This window comes from Parafilimonas terrae (genome assembly GCF_900115755.1).
GTDB classification, from domain to species: Bacteria; Bacteroidota; Bacteroidia; order Chitinophagales; family Chitinophagaceae; genus Parafilimonas; species Parafilimonas terrae.
Window position 1 is genome coordinate 281292 of record NZ_FOXQ01000001.1, and the last position, 19821, is coordinate 301112.

Genomic DNA, 19821 nt, shown 5'->3' on the forward strand with positions numbered 1-19821 from the left:
CTTATATGACGAGCGTCATTACTGCTGTAAATAAATGCTATTGATTTAAAGCGGTAAATTATTTATGGGCAAATAATTACACTCTTCATTAGCGAAATATCAATCAATAATAAAATAATTCAAGGGTTACCTCAAATTATAAAAGTGCATTTATTTTTTCAGCAAGCGATATATCCTTTTCTGTAACAATATCACCGGCATCATGCGTGCTCAGCCATATTTCTACGGTATTATAAACGTTTTTCCATGCAGGATGATGGTTCATGCACTGCGCTTCCAATGCTGTGCGAATCATAAATGCAAACGCTTCAGAAAAATCTTTGAACTCTATTTTACGGTATAAAGCATTATCGTTCTGAGACCAGCCCTGGGGAGTTTTCATACTTATAGTTTTCTTATTCCTACAATTTTTTTACCAACCTGTAAAATAGCGCATTGCAGGTAAATTATACCGGCGTTTTAAAAATAAACAGGCCGCCGGAACCGGTGGCCTGTTTAACTTTACCATTATCTGTCTTTAGAAATTATAAGCAATGCTAAACCTTAAATTTCTCGGAGATTCTGCCTGCCAGTAATAAGCGCCTGACCAGGAATAATAAGAACCGCTGTATAAATATTTATTAAGAATATTGAACACGTTTGCAGTAACTCTTATTTTATCGCCCTGCCAGAATAACCCGCCATCCAATTTAAAATAATCAGGCAGTTTAAGTTGAGCCTCATCGGAAACATCATCATTTGTATGCCTGTCTGCCAGCCATGTAAATCCTATGGAAGCACCGGCACCTTTCAATGCACCGCCCTGCACTTCATAATTGAGCCAGGTATTAGCAGTATGTTTTGCAAATCCCGGAACATAATCGCCAACCTGTAATCCGCCATCTTTTGAAGCTTTGGATACCCTGGAATCTGTTAAAGCATAATTTGCAATAAGGCTAAGGCCATCTGTTATTTTACCACGTAAATCAAATTCAACACCCTGTGCCTTTTTTTGGCCAATTATAATAGATGTTGGATTGGAAGGATTTGAATTAGGATCAGTTGTTACTTCATTATTTTTAAGAATGCGATACACGGCTACTGTTGTGTTCCATTTGCCATTAGCCCAATCTCTTTTTATTCCAAACTCAAGGTTATTGCCGGTTAAAGGCTCTACTTTACCACCATTAGTTAACCTGCCTGCAGTTTGGGGTATAAAAGCCTGGTCGTATAAACCATATACAGAAGTTGCCCTGTCGATGGAAACGCTAACGCCTGCACGTGGCGTAAAATGCTTCGCCTCATTAGCCGGATCGCCCCAGGCTGCCTGGCTGAGATAAGTATAGCGGCCTGCCAATGTTAAGCGAAGCACATCATTAAAAAACCCTAATTCATCCTGTATATAAACGCTTGTATAACGGGAATCCTGCAAACCGCCAATGGCAGTTGCCCTTTGCTTCAGCGTTGAAAAATCATGATCGAATGAAGGATAGCCGTTTGAAGGCATCCTGTTCCCGGGATCGAGCGTATTAAATTCGCCGCCAACGCTGTCTAAATCAAAGCTCTGTCCCCAATCTGCCCAATATTTTTTATTGCTCATATCAATACCGCCAAGAATACGGTGGCGAACATTGCCCGTATAAACTTCCCCGTTTACAAAAGCCTGCGCCATGGTCATATTGCTCAAAGCATCCCAGCTTGCTACATTCCTTATCATTGTGCCATCATCATTAACTGCAGTTGGCCATAAGGAAGAGCCTATTTGCTTGTAATAAAAATAAGCGCCCTGCATAGTTAATTTCCAGTTCTCACTTAACTGATGTTGCAAATTCAGAAACACGCTGTGGTCGTCAATGGTTGTTGGCTCAAGACCAGGAGGTAATGCTGTAAAGTCTCTTGGCAGTGTTGCAAAACCTTTTGTAGAAAATACATAGTAAGAACCCACGTCGCTCATTTTGGCATGCTGCAAAGTATATTCAAGCGTAAGCTTTGTTTTATCATCAACCTGGTAAGAGATAACCGGCGCAATGCTGTAGCGGTTATTGAATTCATCGGGGCGGAAAGAGCCTTTATTCTGGCCCATAAGATTCAGGCGGTATAGCAATTTTCCATCCCGGCTAAGCTTGCCATCAAGATCAAGCGTTGCGCGGTATAAATCGTAACTGCCCAATGTAATTTCCGCAGCGCCTTTTGTTTGGCCTGTAGGTTTTTTGGTAACAACATTATACAAGCCACTTGGATCGCCGCTGGAAAGCATAAATCCCGCAGGGCCTTTTACAAATTCAATATGGTCAACAAAACTCATATCTTCTGTAAGCGGCCCCCAGTAAGAGTTAACTACATTAAACCCATTTCTGAAAGCCTGCAGTTGCGAACCGCGGGATGTGATATTTGCGTACAAATCGCCCCAATGTTCAAGTCTTACCGCACCGCTCACATTGCGTACAACGCCATCGCTCATGCTGATCAGCTGCTGGTCTTTTAAAGTTTTGCCGGTAACTACCTGTATATTTTGAGGCAGTTCTAAAATGGACGTTGTAACGCGAAGGCTTGAAGAAGGCCTATTTGTTTTATACCCGCTGGCCGTTTTCACAATTACTTCCTGCAATTCTTTGTCTGATACCTGCAGTTGCACAGCAATATCTTCTGTTTTATTAGCAACAATTGTTATGCTTTTTGAAATGGTTTCATATCCTACCAAAGAAAATTCAAGCTCGTAATTGCCGGGCTGAATATTGCGGATAATAAAATAGCCATCCTCGCCGGAAATGGTATTTTTCCTGGTGTCTTTAACTCTAACCGAAACCATAGCGGCCGGGTTATTATCTGAAGTTGTAATTTTTCCTTTAATACCGCCCAATCCTTCGTCATTCTCCTCATCCAGCGCCCATGCGCCATGTGCTGTTAGTATTAGAAGAAGTGCAAAAAATATCTTTTTTATTACCGGTTGCTTATCCATATATCTCATCTATAAAATTTGGCTGTAAAATTCTGCCTGTATAAGCAATAAGGCTTATAAGATCGGGAAACAAGTTTACGCAATCGGGAAAGGCAATGGCAATAACGCTAAGTGCGATAATTGAGGTTTTACAAACGATGCCCGAAAAGAATAAGAAGTTAAGAAAATTAACATTTCCTATTGTGAAATGGTATCTATTTTGGAATTTTAATGCCTTAAAATGTAGTACCTGATTGTTAACTTTTAAAAGATCTCGGATACCTTATGAAAAAGAAAATCTACGTAGTTTTCGAAGCTTTTACTATTGACGGAAAACCCATTTTGAGAAATGATTCTGCGTTTTGGCTTGAGCAAAATGCAAAAGAATATGCCAGTACTCAAAATGATATTTACAGGAAAGCCAATATAGACGCTTCGTATAACATCATGCCTTTGGACATCAGTGATATTCCATCGGAGAATTAAAACTGCTAAAACAGCAAAGCTGTAACCAAAACTAATTATGCTAAAATGCGTTTCTAAATTGCCTTAAACCAATATACATTGATGATTTAGTTGAAAAGGCTGGCAGGCCTGGCACATAAAAATCTTCCGTAACATTGCAGATGCTTCAAAAAACATATAGCATATATTCTGATGATTTGAATGATGTGCAGCTATTTATTGAAACCGGCAAGCGCCATATTGCATGCTGGTGCAAGAAAAATGGCGATAATGTATTGAGGGCTTTTGAATTTTTTCAATACAGTGACCTTTCATCTTCAAATTTTGAAGAACTTATTGATAATGCAAAACTGCGTTCAAGGCTGCTGGCAATGCCTGTTGCCGGCATCAGCTTTTTCTGGAATACAGATGAAGTTTTATGTGTTCCGAAAGAAAAAAATGATATAGCATTTTTACAACAGAATTTTAATTTACTCAAAGGCAGCCTGCCTGCTTCAACCATATTTACTGAACAGGCTGCTCCCTGTACCATAGCCTGGCGTTTGGAAAATGATAAGCAGGATATTGCAAAGAAGTGTTTTGCTAACGCAACATTTACGCATCCCTTTGTTGCTTTATTAAATTCGCTGGAACGTGCACACGAAAACCTTATCTACCTGTTTTTCTACCCCCGTTATTTTACAATTTGTTTATTTAAAGAAAATAAACTGCATTATTTAAACACAACTGAATACATTACACCTGAAGATGTATTGTATTTTATTTTGAATGTGTGTAAGCAATATGAAATAGATAAAAATGTTGCCATACAATGTGGTGGGTTTATAAACAATACTTCCAAACTTTACGAAACTTTATACCAGTACCTTGAAGGGTTTCAATTGCTGCACATTGATGAAACCCGTTTTGCAGGAGATGAGTTTAAAGAATACCCGGCCCATTATTTTATGCCTTATATAAATTATGCTGTATGAGGATAATTTCAGGATCACTGGGTGGCAGAAAAATTCATCCCCCTTCAAAGATGCCTTATACAAGGCCAACAACAGATGTAGCAAAGGAAGGCCTGTTTAATATTCTGCAAACAAGAATTGATTTTGACAGTGCTAAAACACTTGATCTTTTTGGAGGAACGGGCAGCATAAGCTATGAGCTTGCATCAAGGGGTGCCTCAAACCTTACTATTGTTGAAAAAGATGCAGCGATGTATGCTTTCATTAAAAAAAATATTGAATTGCTTAAAATAGAAAACGCCCATGTTTTAAAAATGGATGTGTTTAATTTTCTTGCTGCCTGCAATGAACAATATGATTTTATTTTTGCCGGGCCGCCTTATGCTTTAAACACAATTGATGAACTGCCTAAAATAATCGTTGAAAAAAATCTTATTGCAGAAGATGGCTTTTTTGTATTAGAACACACGCCACGCAACGATTATGAAAAATATAAAGGGTTTAGCTTTAAAAGAAATTATGGAACAACCATATTTAGTTTTTTTATTCCCGTCCCTTAAAGTAGAGTTGTAAGTCACTATGGTTAATACAATATTCATAACAGGAACAGGTACGGATGTTGGCAAAACTGTTACCGCTGCTGTATTAACAGAAGCGCTGGAAGCTGATTACTGGAAACCCGTGCAGGCAGGTTTTGATGCCGGCACAGATTCAATCTTTGTTCAAAAAATTATCAGCAATAAACAAACAACCATTCATCCTGAAACATATAAATTAAAACTGCCGGCTTCGCCGCATATTGCAGCAAGGGAAGAAGGCACTACAATTGATTTAAGTAAGATTGAAAAAGATTATTTCAAAATAATCAATAATCAAATTCTAACTCACCGTTCATCACTCACCACTCGCCATTTAATTATTGAAGGTGCAGGCGGCTTAATGGTTCCCTTAAATGAAAATGAATTCGTGCCTGATCTTATTAAAAAACTTAATGCAAAAGTTATTTTGGTAAGCCGCAATTATTTGGGTAGCATCAATCATTCTTTATTGACTGCACAGGTTTGTAAAGCGCATGATATTGATGTATTGGGATGGATTTTCAATGATCATTATATGAATTACGAAAATGAAATTGTGCAATGGAGCGGGTATAAAAAAATTGCTTCATTGCCTTTTACAAATAATGTTACTGCAGATTTTGTAAAAGAGCAGGCAACTATACTTAAAAGCAATTTGATTTTCTGATGCCACTGTTCAGCGCTTCTCTAAAAACCGTTTACTGTATCTTTGATTATTGCATTACCTGCAAATAATATGAATTTAAACGCAATTTTTCTGCGGTCATTCCGCATTTTATTGTTACCGTTTTCTTTGTTGTATGGCCTGGCGATTGTTGTTCGCAATTTTTTTTATAATAAAAAAATCTTTCAATCAGCATCGTTTAACCTGCCTGTAATTTGCATTGGCAACCTTTCGTTAGGCGGTACAGGCAAATCGCCAATGGTAGAATATTTACTGGAATTGCTGCATGATAAATATGCAACTGCAACATTAAGTCGCGGTTATAAACGCAAAACAAAAGGCTATGCGCTGGCCAATGAAAATACCAATGCCATTGATATTGGTGATGAGCCCATGCAGTTTCACACAAAGTTTCCCAATGTTGCTGTTGCTGTTGGCGAAGAAAGAATTGTAGCCATACCACAATTACTGCATGATAAACCGGGCATACAGGTAATTATATTGGATGATGCTTTTCAGCACCGCGCTATAAAAGCAGGGTTAAATATTTTGCTAACGGTGTATGATGATTTATATACGGATGATTTTTTCTTTCCCACCGGCGATCTGCGCGACCAGAAAACATCTGCTAAACGCGCCGATATAATTGTTGTTACCAAATGCCCATTAAATCTTTCAGCATCTGAGAAAGAAGAAATCATTAAGCAATTAAACCTATTGGAAAACCAACAGATTTTCTTTACAGCAATACAGTATCAAACGCCGTATCATATCATCAGTAAAAACGAAAAGCCTGTTTCACTAAATGATGAAGTTTTATTGGTTCATGGCATTGCCAATCCGCAGCCTTTAAAAAATTACATATCGGAAATAAGTGCAGCGTACGATGAAGTTAGTTACAGCGACCACCATATTTTTTCAATTGATGACTTAAAAGACATCAATAAAAAATTTGCAAAAATTCAATCAAGCAATAAGCTCATCATTACAACAGAAAAGGATGCAGTGCGGTTACTGAAATTTAAAGAACAACTGCTGGAAATTCCTCTATATGTATTGCCTGTGAAACCGGTTTTTTTATTTGACAGCGCTGAAGCTTTTAACAACGCAGTTATTGACTTTGTGAATAGTTTTAAAAAAGATGATACTGAAACCGCAATATGACTTTTATGTAGCGTATATTGACGGACTGATTGAACTGGCTGCTGCAATAATATACAAACTATGAAAAATAAAACCCGGCGTAAATGTTGTTCATAATGAATAATGATATAGAGTTGAAGTGTTGCCACACAAGGAAGATGCCATTAGTTCATTCACCGGCAATTAAAATAATTTTAATCAACTCATGCAATGCGTGAATAATTTAATGAAGTAAAAGCAAGAAAACTCTGATGAAACGTAAACATTCAAAGCACCAGTCTTCGCAGGCTTATATGTTGAAAGGCACGCTTGATATTGCAAGGAGTGGCTTGGGCTATGTAGTTATAGCCGATGGCAGCGGTGACGTACTAGTGAGGCCGGGCAGTTTTAATAATGCATTGCATGGAGACACGGTTCGCGTAAAAGTGTTTAAAGAGCATCCCGTTACCGGCAAAAAAGAAGGCAGGATAACAGAGATCATTTCAAGATACCGCACAGAGTTTATTGGTGTTTTGCAGGTATCGCCCAAAGCTGCATTCTTTATTGCAGACACTGACAAACCCATGCCCGACTTTTATATTCCTTTTGATAAATTAAATGGTGCAAAAAATAAAGATCATGTAAGCGTGCGGCTGGTGCGCTGGAATGCCGAAGACAAAAAGCCAATTGGCGAAGTAATAAGCGTAATAAGCGAAGAGAATGTAAACGATATGGCAATGCAGGAGATAATTGCAGAAAACGGCTTCTCTTTATCATTTCCTGATGAAGCTGTTAAAGAAAGTGAGCAACTGAGCGGCGATATAACAGAAAAAGAAACTAAGAAACGCAAAGATTTTCGCGATGTGCTTACGTTTACAATAGACCCAGTGGATGCAAAAGATTTTGATGATGCTATATCAATTAAAAAAATAAAAAAAGATATTTATCAAATTGGTGTTCATATTGCCGATGTAAGCCATTTTGTTAAGGAAGGTTCAGCATTGGATGAAGAAGCATATACCCGTGCCACATCGGTGTATTTGCCTGATCGTGTAAACCCAATGCTGCCTGAAAACATCTCCAATGTTTTGTGTTCGTTGCGGCCAAAAGAAGATAAATATACCTTCTCTGCCGTGTTTGAAATGAACACGAAAGCGGAGGTAAAAAAAACATGGATCGGCAGAACTATTATTCACTCCGATCATCGTTTTTCTTATGAAGATGTGCAGCAGGTAATTGAAACCAAAGAAGGCTTATATAAAGAAGAAATTTTATTACTCAACGGCATTGCACAAAAAATGCGCAGGCAGCGTTTTAAGAATGGCGCCATTAATTTTTCGTCTCAGGAAGTACGTTTTAAATTAGATGAACATGCCAAACCAATTGGTATAGTAATAAAAGAAAGCAAGGAAGCGCATCAATTGATTGAAGAGTTTATGTTGCTTGCCAACAGAACAGTTGCCAAATATGTAAGCGATATAAGAGCAGCAAAAAAAGATGTGGCATTTCCATACCGCGTTCATGATGAACCTGATAAGGATAAGCTTATTCCTTTTGTGGAATTTTCCAGGAAGTTCGGGCATAAATTCAACATGAGCTCACCTGAAAAAATTGCGGCAAGTTTTAACCAGTTATTAAAAGATGTGGAGGGAAAACCGGAGCAGCATGTGCTGGAGCAGTTAGGCATTCGCACTATGGCAAAAGCCGCGTATAAAACGGAGAATATTGGCCACTATGGTTTGGGCTTTGAAGATTATTGCCATTTCACTTCGCCCATTCGCCGCTATCCGGATGTAATGGTGCACCGCATTGTAGCGAGCTGCTTAAAAAAGAAACCCATTGAAGATAAAAAAATGGATGAAAAATGTGCGCATTGCAGCGAACGTGAACGCGCAGCAATGGAAGCCGAACGCGCTGGTAATAAATACAAGCAGGTGGAATTTATGCAGCAATTTTTGGGTGAGGAATTTGACGCTGTAATAAGCGGCGTGGCACGTTTTGGTTTTTGGGCAGAAACGGTTGATCATAAATGCGAAGGTTTAATAAGCATCCAGGATTTAAACGATTTTGATGAATTCAGGCATATAGAAAGCGATTATAGTTTGGTAGGCAGAAGAAGCGGCAAACAATTCCGAATGGGCGATAAAGTAACCATACGCGTTGTAGCGGCCAATCTTGATAAAAGGCAATTAGATTATGAATGGGTGAACAATACCTCAGCCTCTGATAAGAAAAGCAGGAAACCTAAAAAGAAAAACAAGAATTAAAATGCCCTTTAATCTCCTGCTAATATTTTTCCCATACATTCACAAGCATTCGTTCAATAGCTTTTCTTACAGATTGTGCACGCCCCGCATGATTATTTATTAATACAGAAAATATAACCAGCCTGCCGCTTTTACAATTAAGATACCCGCTTAATGCAACTACTCCATATATGGTGCCTGTCTTGCCAAAAATATTATCACCTATATTAACGTATAAACCTTCGAGCGTGCCGGTATTGCCTTTGGGTAAAATGTTATGAATGCGTTCCAGCCCGAATTCATCTTTCATTTTTACAAGCAGCATAACAAAATCTTCCGGCGTAAATAAATTGAAATGGCTCAGGCCGCTGCCATCAACCCAGGATGGTTTTTGCGGCAGATCTTTATAATCTGTTTTTAATAAAGTATCAATAATATCAGCATCATTCATATAACCAAGCAATTCGTTGCTTACCATCAGCAGGCTTTGCTCTGCATAAAAATTATCACTGCGGTACATCATCGGCTTCAGCATAGAATCAAGCGGCTGCGAATACAGTTTTTTATAGTTGGCGTAAGATGTTGGCAGGTTATTGTTTATTGCCCATTTATTGTTGCCGATTATTTTTATGGTTGAATGAATGCCGTTAGTTATAAAAGGAATTTCATCTGTCCAGTTAATATTTTGCAGAGGATAATCAATGTTGAATGAATCAGAATTAAGCATTCTTACAACTTCCGGCCTTTTAAGTTTTGGATTAACGTTATACGATACGCCGCCAGCAACATCAGGTGTTTGCGAAAAATGAACCTGCTGCGTAAGGCTGTCATACGTAAATGTTGTGTGGGCAACATTGCCATACACAGGCATAGGGCTTCGCTCAGCCATATAATAATACCTGTAATCATCCCAGCTCCAGCCCTCGCCCCAGCGATCTTCTTTCCAATATGTATCAGCAACAGAAACCGGTTTATTGTTCGCTTTTAAAAAATTCAACACAGGGTTATTTGTAAAATCCATATACAATAACGTTGGATCACCAGCAGGCAGGATGTATAAACTATCCGGCGTTTCGTAATAGCGCAAGCCAATAATGCTATCGTTAAGATGTTTCAATGCAGCATAACAGCTAAACAACTTGGTATTGCTTGCCGGCATAAAGTAATGATCGCCCTGGTAATTATAGATATAACGGTTAGCGGAGACATCGTAAATACATACGCCTGCATGCGCATTTTTTATGGCAGCATCCTGCAAAAAACTTTGCTGTGCACGGCTTATTTTTTTTGATGGAGAGCAAGCCGTAAAAACAATGAGTAACAAGCAACAGGATACAAAGCAATTTTTTAGCATGCAGCAAAATAAAAAATAACTGTTATAAAAACTATGTTTTGAATAACAGTTATAAAATCGACTATCGCATGCTTAATAATTCCACATCAAAAATAAGTGTAGCATTTGGCGGTATAGCGCCGCCTGCGCCTCTTGCACCATAGCCTAATGCAGAAGGTATAAACAGTTTCCATTTACTGCCAACCGGCATAAGCTGCAAAGCTTCTGTCCAGCCGGGAATTACCTGGTGCACGCCAAAGCTGGCAGGCTGACCCCGTTTGTAAGAACTATCGAAGACTTTGCCGTTTATAAGGCTGCCTTCATAGTGAACGGTTACAATAGTATATGGCCCGGGCTTATCGCCTTTTCCCTCTGTAACAACCATGTATTGAAGACCGGATGGCAATGTAACAACGCCTTCTTTTGAAGCGTTTTCAAGCAGGAAAGCTTCCTGTTCTTTGGTGTTTCTCTGTAGCATAGCTTTTAGTTTTTCCTGTAAACTCATAAGAAATTTATTTAACAAATGTAGATGCAGCAACTGGTAATATAATAAAAAATGCAGGTGTTTATTTTGAGAGAATCGGTAAAAAAATCAGTTTGTTTTTACGGCATCGTATATTTTCTGGCCGGGGTTAGCAATCATTGTTTTTAAATCTGGCGCTAATTGAAGTGCGAATAAAATTTCATGAAAAGCAGTTATATCGTCCTGGAAATATAATCTTGCCAATGCATCAAAATTGCCATTCATTTTACGTACAAGGTTTTCTATTGCCGCCACATTACTTCCGTATTTATGACCACTCATTTTTGGCAGGCCTATATCCATTAAAACCTTATCTGTAAAATATTGGGTTGCACCCTCGCTTAAAAAATCAGGATCAGTAAATTTTCTTGTAAAACTTCTGAACCTGCTACCCGACATTCTGTGCATGCTCTCATGCAAAGCGCTTCCAAGTGTTGCATCTTCCGGCAAATTAATTGTGTCGTTGGAGCGTTGATAAAAGCCGCCAACACCTGCGATCTCTTCCCTTGTACCGGCGTTTGTTCCCTGCTTTACAGCCTGGTGCCAGTCGTTGGCATCAAACTTGTCCCTCCCTTCTTTTGAACCAGTGAAATCATCGGTATAATTATGTGCATACGTTTTATACACGCCTGTTCCGGCAATGCTTTTAGGCTTAAGTTTTATATAACCGCTCAGGCTGCTGCAATTAGCGGCCACATTAGAGAATACATCCAATGCCATTGCTGTATCGCTGTTTATTATGCCCTTTGTATTAATTGCCTGCTTAAAAAGCTCACGCGATAATTCGCATAAATTTTTTCTTGCTTTATCAAAATCACGATTTAATTCTTCTAAATATTTAGCTGTTTCTTCAGGAACACCGGGCATGACTGTTTCAACCTTTTCACCTGCCGGTTTTAATTGCAATACAGGTGAAAAGAATGGCTTTGCCTGAACAGTATTATTAAAGAATTGGCTTCTTTTCTTCGATTGATTTTGAGCGGCAATATGTTGGGCGGAGTAAACCAAAACCAATAAAATTAATGATGAAATTAATTTTATGAGGAGAGATGCTTATGCAATATAACAATGATATAGATAAGTTGCTTTAAATAAATTTTCTGCAAAATGCCTGCTGCCAGTCTTGCGGTTTTAATAACCGTTTGCCCGCGTTACTGTTTTGATTTGTCAATATATTCTTTCAGCAATGCAATTTCTTTTGCATTATACGGTGTAAAATCGCCATGGTATAAATCATGCTGCCATATTGTTGGTTCAGGGTCGCCGGGACGATGGCCCCAGGGCAATTCAGTTTGCGTTTTTCCATTTACCAAGCCCCACAACATGCAGCCCACTTTTTCATTATAAAAAACAGGAAGGTTATTTTCCACCGTGCTCTTAAATGGCCTGTTCATCCATTCTGTACAAATGATGGGGCGGTTATATTTTTTCAAATCTGTTATTTGTTGCTGCAACGCTTCTTTATCACCATAATTATGAAAGGTAATAATATCAGAAGCGCTGATGATAATATCATTCAACCTTGCATTTTTATCAAACATACCAATGCTTAGAGGCTGTTTAGGATTAACCGCTTTTGCCCATGCAATTACTTTCTTCAGCAGTGGAAATGTTGCAGAGCCAAGGCCTCCATTTGTGGGTTCATTGTATAAATCCCAAAACAAAATGCGGTCATCTGTTTTAAACTTGCCTATTACTGCAGTTACATACTTACCAAGCAATAAATGAGTTGTTGAATCAACTACCATGCTGTGCCCCGGGCTTGGCGACCATGCCCATGCGTACCATCCTTTCAACGGTTCAGGCTGTTTGCCAATTTTCGGATCGCTGTTAATACCAAACACACAATCATCAAACAAAGCGGGCACAGCTTTTATTTTATGCCTTGCGCAAAGCTCAAGAAATGTATCAAAGGTTTTAAGAAAATAGGCAGGGTCATCTGCATACACAGCATATTGTAAAACCACACGCGCTGCATTCATACCGGTGTTTTCTGCAAGCGCCAGTTCTTTATCAATAGCTGCAGCATCAAAAGAAGTTTTGTCCCACATGGCGGTGTAATTAATGGCATACGCCGGTATATAATTAAAACCGCAATACCAGGGTTGTTTACTGTACCAGTCATTTGCTGTTTGCGCACTCCATCGCGGCTGGCTGAATGTATGTATTGCAATCAGTAAACAAAAAATAACAAGCAATCGTTTCATTTTATCAAGGAATGTTAAGAGTGATAAATTTAAATTCAGCAGCCAGCAAAATCAACTCAGTTAAATAATCCCACACTCACTTCCACATCAGGATTATCCATTAAAAACGAAGCCATTTCTTCATTCATGGTAAAACCTTTATCAGTTGTGTTCAATACCACCTCAAGGTTTTCCTGCGATTCTCTTATCCTGAATTTTAAAGAAGACTTGCCAGGGTTGGCTTTTACGTTCTGATCAACAAACTGCACAAATTCATTGGTAAGCGAAGCCGGCTCAACACATATTTCAAGATTGCGGGTAAGGTTCATTTTCGCTGTTTCCAATAAGTTCATTGCTACAATTTTAAACTCATAATCTTCTCCATTGTAGCGTGGTTTAAAATAACCATATATTAAAAGGTTATTGCCTTTCTCCAGGTAATTTTTAAACTTTACGTAATCATCGCTCCATAACATCAGTTCCGCTTTACCGCTAAAATCTTCAATAACCATTGAACCGAAATTTTTGCCATTGCGTGAAATGCGATGTTGTGCATCTGTTACCAATCCTGCAATACGCATATTCTTTTCCCGGTTGGCAGCAGCCAATGTATTAGATTCCTTTATCTCACAAAAATCAGTAAGCTGCATAATGCCATAATACTTCAATTCAAATTTGAAATGATCGAGCGGATGGCCACTCATAAACATACCGGTAACATCTTTTTCTTTATCCAGCTTTTCTGTTAGCGACCATTCCGGGCAGTTGGGCAAAACCGGCGTGGCAATAGCAGGCATTACCGAATCGCCAAACAAAGTATTTGTTTGCGTTTGTTTATTGGCCTGGAAAACGTTGCCAAACTTTATGATGCGTTCAATGCCTGTAACAGTATCGTTAGGCATTGTATAAAAATACTGGGCACGATGTATTTCGGGGAAACAATCAAAGGCGCCTGCATACACCAAACTTTCAAGCGATTTTTTATTTACCGTGCGCTGGTTCACACGTTTGATAAGATCGAAAATATCTTTATAAGCGCCATTTTTATTACGTTCATCAATAATACTTTCAATAGCTGCTTCGCCCACACCTTTTAACCCACCTAAACCAAAACGTATTTCGCCTTTTTTATTTACAGCAAAACCTTTTAATGATTCATTTATATCCGGACCAAGCACTTTTAAACCCATGCGTTTACATTCTTCCATAAAGAAGGTGATTTTTTCTATAGCGCCTGCATGATTTAACACAGCGGCCATATATTCACTCGGATAATGCGCTTTTAAATATCCTGTTTGATACGCCACAAAACCGTAGCAGGTGGAGTGCGATTTATTGAATGCGTATTGCGCAAAGGCTTCCCAGTCAGTCCAAACTTTTTCAAGAATGGTTTTATCATGGCCTTTGGCAACAGCGCCTTCCATAAACTTGCCTTTCATTTTATCCAGTGTCTTGCGATCTTTTTTACCCATTGCTTTACGCAACACATCGGCATCGCCTTTTGTGAAACCGGCAAGCTTTTGTGAAAGCAGCATCACCTGTTCCTGGTACACAGTAATGCCATAGGTTTCGCTCAAATATTCCTCCATGTCTGCGATGTCGTACACAATTTCTTCGCGGCCATGCTTGCGTGCCACATAGTTTGGAATATAGGCAATTGGCCCGGGACGGTACAATGCATTCATTGCAATTAAATCGGCGAATTTATCCGGTTTTAATTCCCGCAGGTATTTTTGCATGCCGGGACTTTCAAACTGGAAAGTAGCATTGGTTTCACCGCGCTGGTATAACAGGAAAGTTTTCTCGTCGTCCAGCGGAATATCATCCAGGTTAATCTTTATGTTATGATTTTGTTTGATGAGCTCCAGCGCTGTCTTTAAAATAGACAAGGTCTTCAATCCCAAAAAGTCCATTTTAATAACGCCGGATTCTTCAATCACGCTGCCTTCAATTTGCGTTACCCACAAATCGGAATCTTTTGCTGTTGCAACAGGGATTAATTCAGTGAGGTCTTTTGGTGCGATGATAATGCCTGCGGCATGAATGCCCGTATTGCGCACACTGCCTTCCAACCGTTCTGCTTCACGCAATACCTGGCCGCGAATATCATCGCCTTTATAAATTTCACGAAGCCGTTTAATGTTCTCCAACTCTTCAGCGCCATAGCCTTCTTTATCTTCTATCGACTTCTCTCCTTCTTTTGCTTCTTTTGAAGTAAGCGGCGCCGTTAATACACGGCCAAGATCAGTACCCGGCCTGTCGGGAACCATTTTTGCCAGCGCATTACTTTCTGCCAGCGGCAAATCCATTACACGCGCCACATCTTTAATACTCATCTTCGCCGCCATGGTGCCATAGGTAATGATTTGCGCCACCTGGTTTTTGCCATATTTTTCAACTACATAATTTATTACAGTTTGCCGGCCTTCATCATCAAAATCCGTATCAATATCCGGCATTGATTTACGGTCGGGGTTCAGAAACCTTTCAAACAGTAAATTATATTTTATGGGATCGATGTTGGTAATGCCAATACAAAATGCAACTACACTTCCTGCTGCAGAGCCGCGGCCCGGCCCTATAAAAACGCCTTTTTCACGGCCTGCTTTTATGAAGTCGCTTACAATTAAAAAGTAACCGGCAAAGCCCATTGTTTTAATGGTGAATAATTCAAAATCCAGCCGCTCCCGCACCTCTTCTGTTATTTCACTATAACGCTGCCTTGCACCTTCATACGTTAAGTGATGAAGGTAATTCCACTGGTTAAGGTTGCTGTCATCCGTTGTTTGAAATTCTTTTGGAATGGGAAACGCAGGCAGCAAAATATCTTTCTTCAAATTCAATACTTCAACCTTATCCACAATGGCTTGCGTATTATCTAAAGATTGCGGAACATCTTTAAACAATTGAGCCATTTCATCCTGTGTTTTAAAATAAAACTGGTCGTTGGGAAATTTAAAACGGCGGTTTTTTATTTGTAATTCATCATTCACAAAATCATCAAAGCCAGGCGTACTTTGCTTTTCACCGGTGTTGATGCAAAGCAAAATATCATGCGCATTAAAATCATCTCGGTCTGTATAATGGCTGTCGTTGGTAGCAATAACAGGCACATTATATTTTTTTGAAAACTTCAGTAAAGTATTGTTGACTACTTCCTGCTCTTTAATGTTATGCCTTTGCAATTCTATATAATAATCATCACCAAAAAGATCAAGCCACCATTTAAATTCTTTTTCTGCGGCTTCTTCCCCATCATGCAAAATAGTTTGCGGCACGTAAGCGCCAATGCAGCAGGTTGTAGCAATTAAACCTTCGTGATATTTTTCTACCAGTTCCTTATCCACACGGGGATACTTGCTGTACATGCCTTCAATAAAACCAAGCGATGTAAGCTTTACAAGATTGGCATAACCTTGTTTATTCTTCGCTAATAAAACCTGGTGATAACGTTCATCTTTTTGTTCTTTGGAAAACGTTTTACGATGGCGATCTGCCACTACATAAAACTCGCAGCCAACAATAGGCTTTACTACGGGCTCAATAACATCTTTTCCATTTGCATCTTTACCAACAACCTTTGTATTGTTCCATGCCTGCTTTACAAATTCAAACACGCCAAACATATTGCCATGATCTGTTATGGCCAATGCAGGCATGCCCAGCTTTCCTGCCTTTTTATATAAATCACTTATTGAAGCTGCGCCATCGAGCAAAGAATATTGTGTATGAACATGAAGATGAGAAAACTGCATTGTTTAAAGTTTAAATTACAGGCTGATAGCTGTTTTAAGAACCAACAAATTTCCTAAATATAAGGCAATGGCGTTTTCGGGGTTATCCACATTTTGCAAATCGTTAAAGAAAAGCATACAATTTATGCACGTTAATGCTGTTATTACAAATGGATTTTTATATTGCACCAGCCGATGAAAGTAAGACTTACCCAAATCATTAGCCTGCTGTTAATTTTAAGTGGTTGTAAAAGCCTGCAACGCAGTACTGCGCGCAATAATACCAGCACAACACAAACAACAGCTTCAAAAAAAACAGATTCAAAGTTTTTAAATGAAGTTGCTATCAGGCCCGGCGAAAAAAATTCAAACTATATTGTTCATTCGTCTCCTGCATCAGGCAGCACAAAATCCGTAAGCAGTAATAATTCATCATTTAATCTGGAAAAGGCAGATTGGCTGCAAATTAAATATGCAATAATGACTGATATGCCCGTTGAGCAACTCAACAACCTTACATTATTGAAACAAATGGATCATTGGATGGGCACACGCTATTGTTTTGGAGGCGATGATGAAGATTGTATTGATTGTTCTGCCTTTACCCAAACATTATTGCACAGCGTTTATGGCATTGATATACCACGAACAGCCAAAGAGCAATTTACTTTTGCCACCCGTATTGAAGACAGGGATTTACAGGAAGGTGACCTGGTTTTTTTCAGGACCGGGCGTTCCATTACACATGTGGGTATGTATGTGGGCAACTATAAGTTTATTCATGCCGCCACAAGCACGGGCGTTGCTATCACCGATTTAAATGATGCATACTGGGGCAGGAAATATGCAGGCGCGGGAAGAGTGATGCATTGATACCTTCAACACCAGGTTTAAATTCTTTTCAATACTGGAATTGCAGCCATTCCTGCAACGTCGTTTAGAGCTATATGCTGAATATCGCCGGGAAAACCAAAACGGTAACTTTTTCGCGTAACATTACCAATAACGGAAAGCGCCGTATTGCCAGTATATTGAAACATCACAGTTTTTACAGGCTGTATGCTTTGCAAAGAATTTTGCTGCGGCACAACAGCCGGCAAGTGGGGATCAACTATCCGTTGCTGCTTAAAAGCAGTTCTTTTTTTACCACAATTACACATAGGTTAGATGTTTGAATTTTAATTTTTTACTTATCAACTAATCTTCATAATAAGTTGGTGTTTCATTATCCTTATTATTTTTTGTTGTTGCCTGCTCAAGTAAAGCTGCTGCACCCGAGAGCGCCAGCCACACCAAGATTTTTTCAACCCAGTTTGTGCCTAGCCAAATTCCAAAAGGTAATGCTATCCAAATACTGAGGCAGTAAAAACAATCCATCATTTTGCCCAAAAAATTTTCACCGGCACTTTTTCTTATACGAAAGATTATATCGAACGGCCCGTCTTCTTTACTCAATAAATGTGTTATCCGCCACACGGCAAAAACTGATAAAATAAGATAAAGAATGTTCATCCGGATATTTTTCAATAGGTTCAAATACTAAGCTAAGTAACTATTTATTTGATCGCAACTTTTTATACAGGGGAACAAGGAAATAAATTATTTTTTCCAGTCTTGTATGCGTGTTTTTGCAACGCCAACCAAATGCACTGCATCCGGGGTAAGCTTGAGCAGGAAAATACCGCCAATTAAAACACCTGAAAATAAAACAGAACGGATGATAATACCTGTCCATCCTTCTATACCGCTGAACAGGAAATAAGCGGCTGCCACAGCTATTACACCAAGCAATACAGCATATAATGTTTCTATATTAAATGGCTGCATATTAAACTTTCTTCTTAAAAATTCATAACGGATAAAATTATATACCACCTGTGATATTATTTCGGCATAAGCGGGGCCTATAATACCATATTTTTCAATAAAGAAATAAGCCAGCGGAATGCGCAGGGCCAGCAAAATAACATTAGTGTAAAATTCAAATTTCCAAAAAGTTGATGTTGCAATAATCACAGAATTAACGCCGGTGCCCGCATCAATAATTTTGGCAATGCCCAATATAAAAACAACGCCCAGGCCTGCAGCGTATTCATTTTGAATATGCAATACTTCTATGCCCTGCGCAACATTTAGCCAAACATTTCCAAATACAAAAACAGCCAGTAAAAGCATATTAATGCTGGAACGATGGTACACCCGGTTAATGGTGTTAAAATCTTTATCCTTCCACGCCCTTGATAAAGCGCCTGTTGTAATAGAGGTTAAGCTGCGTTGCGGTATTTCTATAAAATTTGCCGCATAAACCGCCAGGCTGAATATGGCCGCATCTGCCAAACCCTGCTTGCTTGCTATTAAAAGATCGCTGATAGTAATAGCAACTGCATTTATGCATACGCCGCCAAAAACAAAGACCTGAAGGCCCAGCATTTTCTTATAGAATTTTTTTGTAACACGGCTTATGCTGAATGAAAAATGAAGGCGGTTTGTTTTCCAGAGAAATATTATAAGAATGGCGGCTATTATTATGTATAACGAAGAAAAGAGATACATGAACTGGCTGAAATTAATCAGCCCGAAATAAAAAAGCACAATAAATAAAGTAGTGATAATTCTTAAAACCGTTTCTTTTAAAGCATTTGTTATAACAGACGTTTGCAGTGCCCACGCATAACTTTCCAAAACAGAAAACACTAAAAATCCCAGGCTGTACGGAAATACAAGCAAATAAAATGGGAGGAACAAACTGGAGTGTTCAGAAAATTTTCTTACAACATACGGTTCGAATATAATGCCACAGGCAGAAACCAGAATGCAGCCTGCTAATGACACAAGGCAAACCAGTGTAAGCAGGTCGTTTTTTTTATCGGGAAGATTGTCTTTGTAATAAGGATAGAATTTATACAATACCGGCAGCGAACCAAGGCTTGCAAATGCAAAAAAGTTCTGCGAAAAATTTATAAACAAACGCGTTACGCCATACTCTTCCTGTGTGAAAGAACCGTTTTTTGTATAGAGGTAAGTGTTGAAAGCGCCAACGGCAAAACCAAAATAAACAATTAAGCTGGATTGAATTGTCTGCTTTCTTATACCCGCCATC

Annotated in this window: 17 protein-coding genes; 7 read left to right on the forward strand and 10 right to left on the reverse strand. The window is 38.9% G+C overall.

Annotated elements, in window-relative coordinates; translation table 11 throughout:
- Positions 1-136 precede the first annotated feature (136 nt).
- Together BM015_RS01175 and BM015_RS01180 are read right to left on the reverse strand one after the other, a co-directional pair.
- The gene (locus tag BM015_RS01175) at positions 137-382 is read right to left on the reverse strand and encodes a 4a-hydroxytetrahydrobiopterin dehydratase (protein ID WP_090653672.1); all 246 of its coding nucleotides are present in this window, start codon (positions 380-382) and stop codon (positions 137-139) included.
- Positions 383-517: 135 nt separating this feature from the next.
- On the reverse strand, positions 518-2938 hold the full coding sequence (locus tag BM015_RS01180) for a TonB-dependent receptor (protein WP_090653674.1): 2421 nt from the start codon (positions 2936-2938) through the stop codon (positions 518-520).
- A 264-nt stretch (positions 2939-3202) separates the two neighbouring features.
- Between BM015_RS01180 and BM015_RS01185 the strand changes: the two genes are divergently transcribed.
- The 6 genes from BM015_RS01185 to rnr all read left to right on the forward strand — a co-directional run bounded on the left by BM015_RS01185 (position 3203) and on the right by rnr (position 8966).
- Positions 3203-3403, forward strand: coding sequence for a hypothetical protein (locus tag BM015_RS01185; RefSeq protein ID WP_090653676.1), 201 nt, complete (start codon positions 3203-3205; stop codon positions 3401-3403).
- Between the two features lie 140 nt (positions 3404-3543).
- Positions 3544-4356 carry a DUF3822 family protein gene (locus BM015_RS01190; protein WP_090653678.1) on the forward strand — a complete coding sequence of 271 codons (813 nt, stop codon included), beginning with the start codon at positions 3544-3546 and terminating at the stop codon, positions 4354-4356.
- Entirely contained in the window at positions 4353-4895 is a 543-nt protein-coding gene (locus BM015_RS01195) for an RsmD family RNA methyltransferase (protein WP_090653680.1), read from the forward strand. The genes BM015_RS01190 and BM015_RS01195 overlap by 4 nt, the downstream gene beginning before the upstream one ends.
- A gap of 19 nt (positions 4896-4914) precedes the next feature.
- A complete protein-coding gene (gene bioD, locus BM015_RS01200; protein WP_090653682.1) occupies positions 4915-5580 on the forward strand; it encodes a dethiobiotin synthase in 666 nt (221 codons plus the stop codon).
- A gap of 69 nt (positions 5581-5649) precedes the next feature.
- Positions 5650-6741: a tetraacyldisaccharide 4'-kinase gene (gene lpxK / locus BM015_RS01205; RefSeq protein WP_090655121.1), complete on the forward strand. Its 1092-nt coding sequence runs from the start codon at positions 5650-5652 to the stop codon at positions 6739-6741.
- Between the two features lie 230 nt (positions 6742-6971).
- Positions 6972-8966, forward strand: a complete 1995-nt coding sequence (rnr, locus tag BM015_RS01210) for a ribonuclease R (protein ID WP_090653684.1) — start codon at positions 6972-6974, stop codon at positions 8964-8966.
- 19 nt (positions 8967-8985) lie between these two features.
- Here the strand turns inward: rnr and BM015_RS01215 are convergent, their stop codons facing one another.
- From BM015_RS01215 to dnaE, 5 genes are all read right to left on the reverse strand, one after another.
- Positions 8986-10269, reverse strand: a complete 1284-nt coding sequence (locus BM015_RS01215; protein WP_177191775.1) for a D-alanyl-D-alanine carboxypeptidase/D-alanyl-D-alanine-endopeptidase — start codon at positions 10267-10269, stop codon at positions 8986-8988.
- Between the two features lie 91 nt (positions 10270-10360).
- The gene (locus tag BM015_RS01220) at positions 10361-10816 is read right to left on the reverse strand and encodes a BamJ family beta-barrel-assembly machinery protein (RefSeq protein WP_262497227.1); all 456 of its coding nucleotides are present in this window, start codon (positions 10814-10816) and stop codon (positions 10361-10363) included.
- Positions 10817-10870: 54 nt separating this feature from the next.
- A complete protein-coding gene (locus tag BM015_RS01225) occupies positions 10871-11809 on the reverse strand; it encodes a hypothetical protein (protein ID WP_143075720.1) in 939 nt (312 codons plus the stop codon).
- A 143-nt stretch (positions 11810-11952) separates the two neighbouring features.
- On the reverse strand, positions 11953-13008 hold the full coding sequence (locus tag BM015_RS01230) for a cellulase family glycosylhydrolase (RefSeq protein ID WP_090653692.1): 1056 nt from the start codon (positions 13006-13008) through the stop codon (positions 11953-11955).
- Between the two features lie 56 nt (positions 13009-13064).
- Positions 13065-16742, reverse strand: a complete 3678-nt coding sequence (gene dnaE, locus BM015_RS01235; protein WP_090653694.1) for a DNA polymerase III subunit alpha — start codon at positions 16740-16742, stop codon at positions 13065-13067.
- Between the two features lie 174 nt (positions 16743-16916).
- Between dnaE and BM015_RS01240 the strand changes: the two genes are divergently transcribed.
- Positions 16917-17594 (forward strand): C40 family peptidase, encoded by a 678-nt coding sequence (locus BM015_RS01240; protein ID WP_090653696.1) that lies wholly within the window; start codon positions 16917-16919, stop codon positions 17592-17594.
- Positions 17595-17611: 17 nt separating this feature from the next.
- On the opposite strand, the gene BM015_RS21470 is transcribed toward BM015_RS01240, so the two are convergent.
- The 3 genes from BM015_RS21470 to BM015_RS01255 all read right to left on the reverse strand — a co-directional run bounded on the left by BM015_RS21470 (position 17612) and on the right by BM015_RS01255 (position 19820).
- Positions 17612-17761 (reverse strand): hypothetical protein, encoded by a 150-nt coding sequence (locus BM015_RS21470; RefSeq protein ID WP_177191776.1) that lies wholly within the window; start codon positions 17759-17761, stop codon positions 17612-17614.
- Positions 17762-17918: 157 nt separating this feature from the next.
- Positions 17919-18176 carry a DUF1360 domain-containing protein gene (locus tag BM015_RS01250; protein ID WP_245751161.1) on the reverse strand — a complete coding sequence of 86 codons (258 nt, stop codon included), beginning with the start codon at positions 18174-18176 and terminating at the stop codon, positions 17919-17921.
- 144 nt (positions 18177-18320) lie between these two features.
- Positions 18321-19820: a lipopolysaccharide biosynthesis protein gene (locus BM015_RS01255; protein WP_090653702.1), complete on the reverse strand. Its 1500-nt coding sequence runs from the start codon at positions 19818-19820 to the stop codon at positions 18321-18323.
- Between the last annotated feature and the right edge of the window lies 1 nt (position 19821).

What these genes read in the sequence shown, in the direction of transcription:
- BM015_RS01175 (WP_090653672.1), bottom strand. Translation starts at nt 382, where the DNA reads ATGAAAACTCCCCAGGGCTGGTCTCAGAACGATAATGCTTTATACCGT.
- BM015_RS01180 (WP_090653674.1), bottom strand. Translation starts at nt 2,938, where the DNA reads ATGGATAAGCAACCGGTAATAAAAAAGATATTTTTTGCACTTCTTCTA.
- BM015_RS01185 (WP_090653676.1), top strand. Translation starts at nt 3,203, where the DNA reads ATGAAAAAGAAAATCTACGTAGTTTTCGAAGCTTTTACTATTGACGGA.
- BM015_RS01190 (WP_090653678.1), top strand. Translation starts at nt 3,544, where the DNA reads ATGCTTCAAAAAACATATAGCATATATTCTGATGATTTGAATGATGTG.
- BM015_RS01195 (WP_090653680.1), top strand. Translation starts at nt 4,353, where the DNA reads ATGAGGATAATTTCAGGATCACTGGGTGGCAGAAAAATTCATCCCCCT.
- bioD (WP_090653682.1), top strand. Translation starts at nt 4,915, where the DNA reads ATGGTTAATACAATATTCATAACAGGAACAGGTACGGATGTTGGCAAA.
- lpxK (WP_090655121.1), top strand. Translation starts at nt 5,650, where the DNA reads ATGAATTTAAACGCAATTTTTCTGCGGTCATTCCGCATTTTATTGTTA.
- rnr (WP_090653684.1), top strand. Translation starts at nt 6,972, where the DNA reads ATGAAACGTAAACATTCAAAGCACCAGTCTTCGCAGGCTTATATGTTG.
- BM015_RS01230 (WP_090653692.1), bottom strand. Translation starts at nt 13,008, where the DNA reads ATGAAACGATTGCTTGTTATTTTTTGTTTACTGATTGCAATACATACA.
- dnaE (WP_090653694.1), bottom strand. Translation starts at nt 16,742, where the DNA reads ATGCAGTTTTCTCATCTTCATGTTCATACACAATATTCTTTGCTCGAT.
- BM015_RS01240 (WP_090653696.1), top strand. Translation starts at nt 16,917, where the DNA reads ATGAAAGTAAGACTTACCCAAATCATTAGCCTGCTGTTAATTTTAAGT.
- BM015_RS21470 (WP_177191776.1), bottom strand. Translation starts at nt 17,761, where the DNA reads ATGTTTCAATATACTGGCAATACGGCGCTTTCCGTTATTGGTAATGTT.
- BM015_RS01255 (WP_090653702.1), bottom strand. Translation starts at nt 19,820, where the DNA reads ATGGCGGGTATAAGAAAGCAGACAATTCAATCCAGCTTAATTGTTTAT.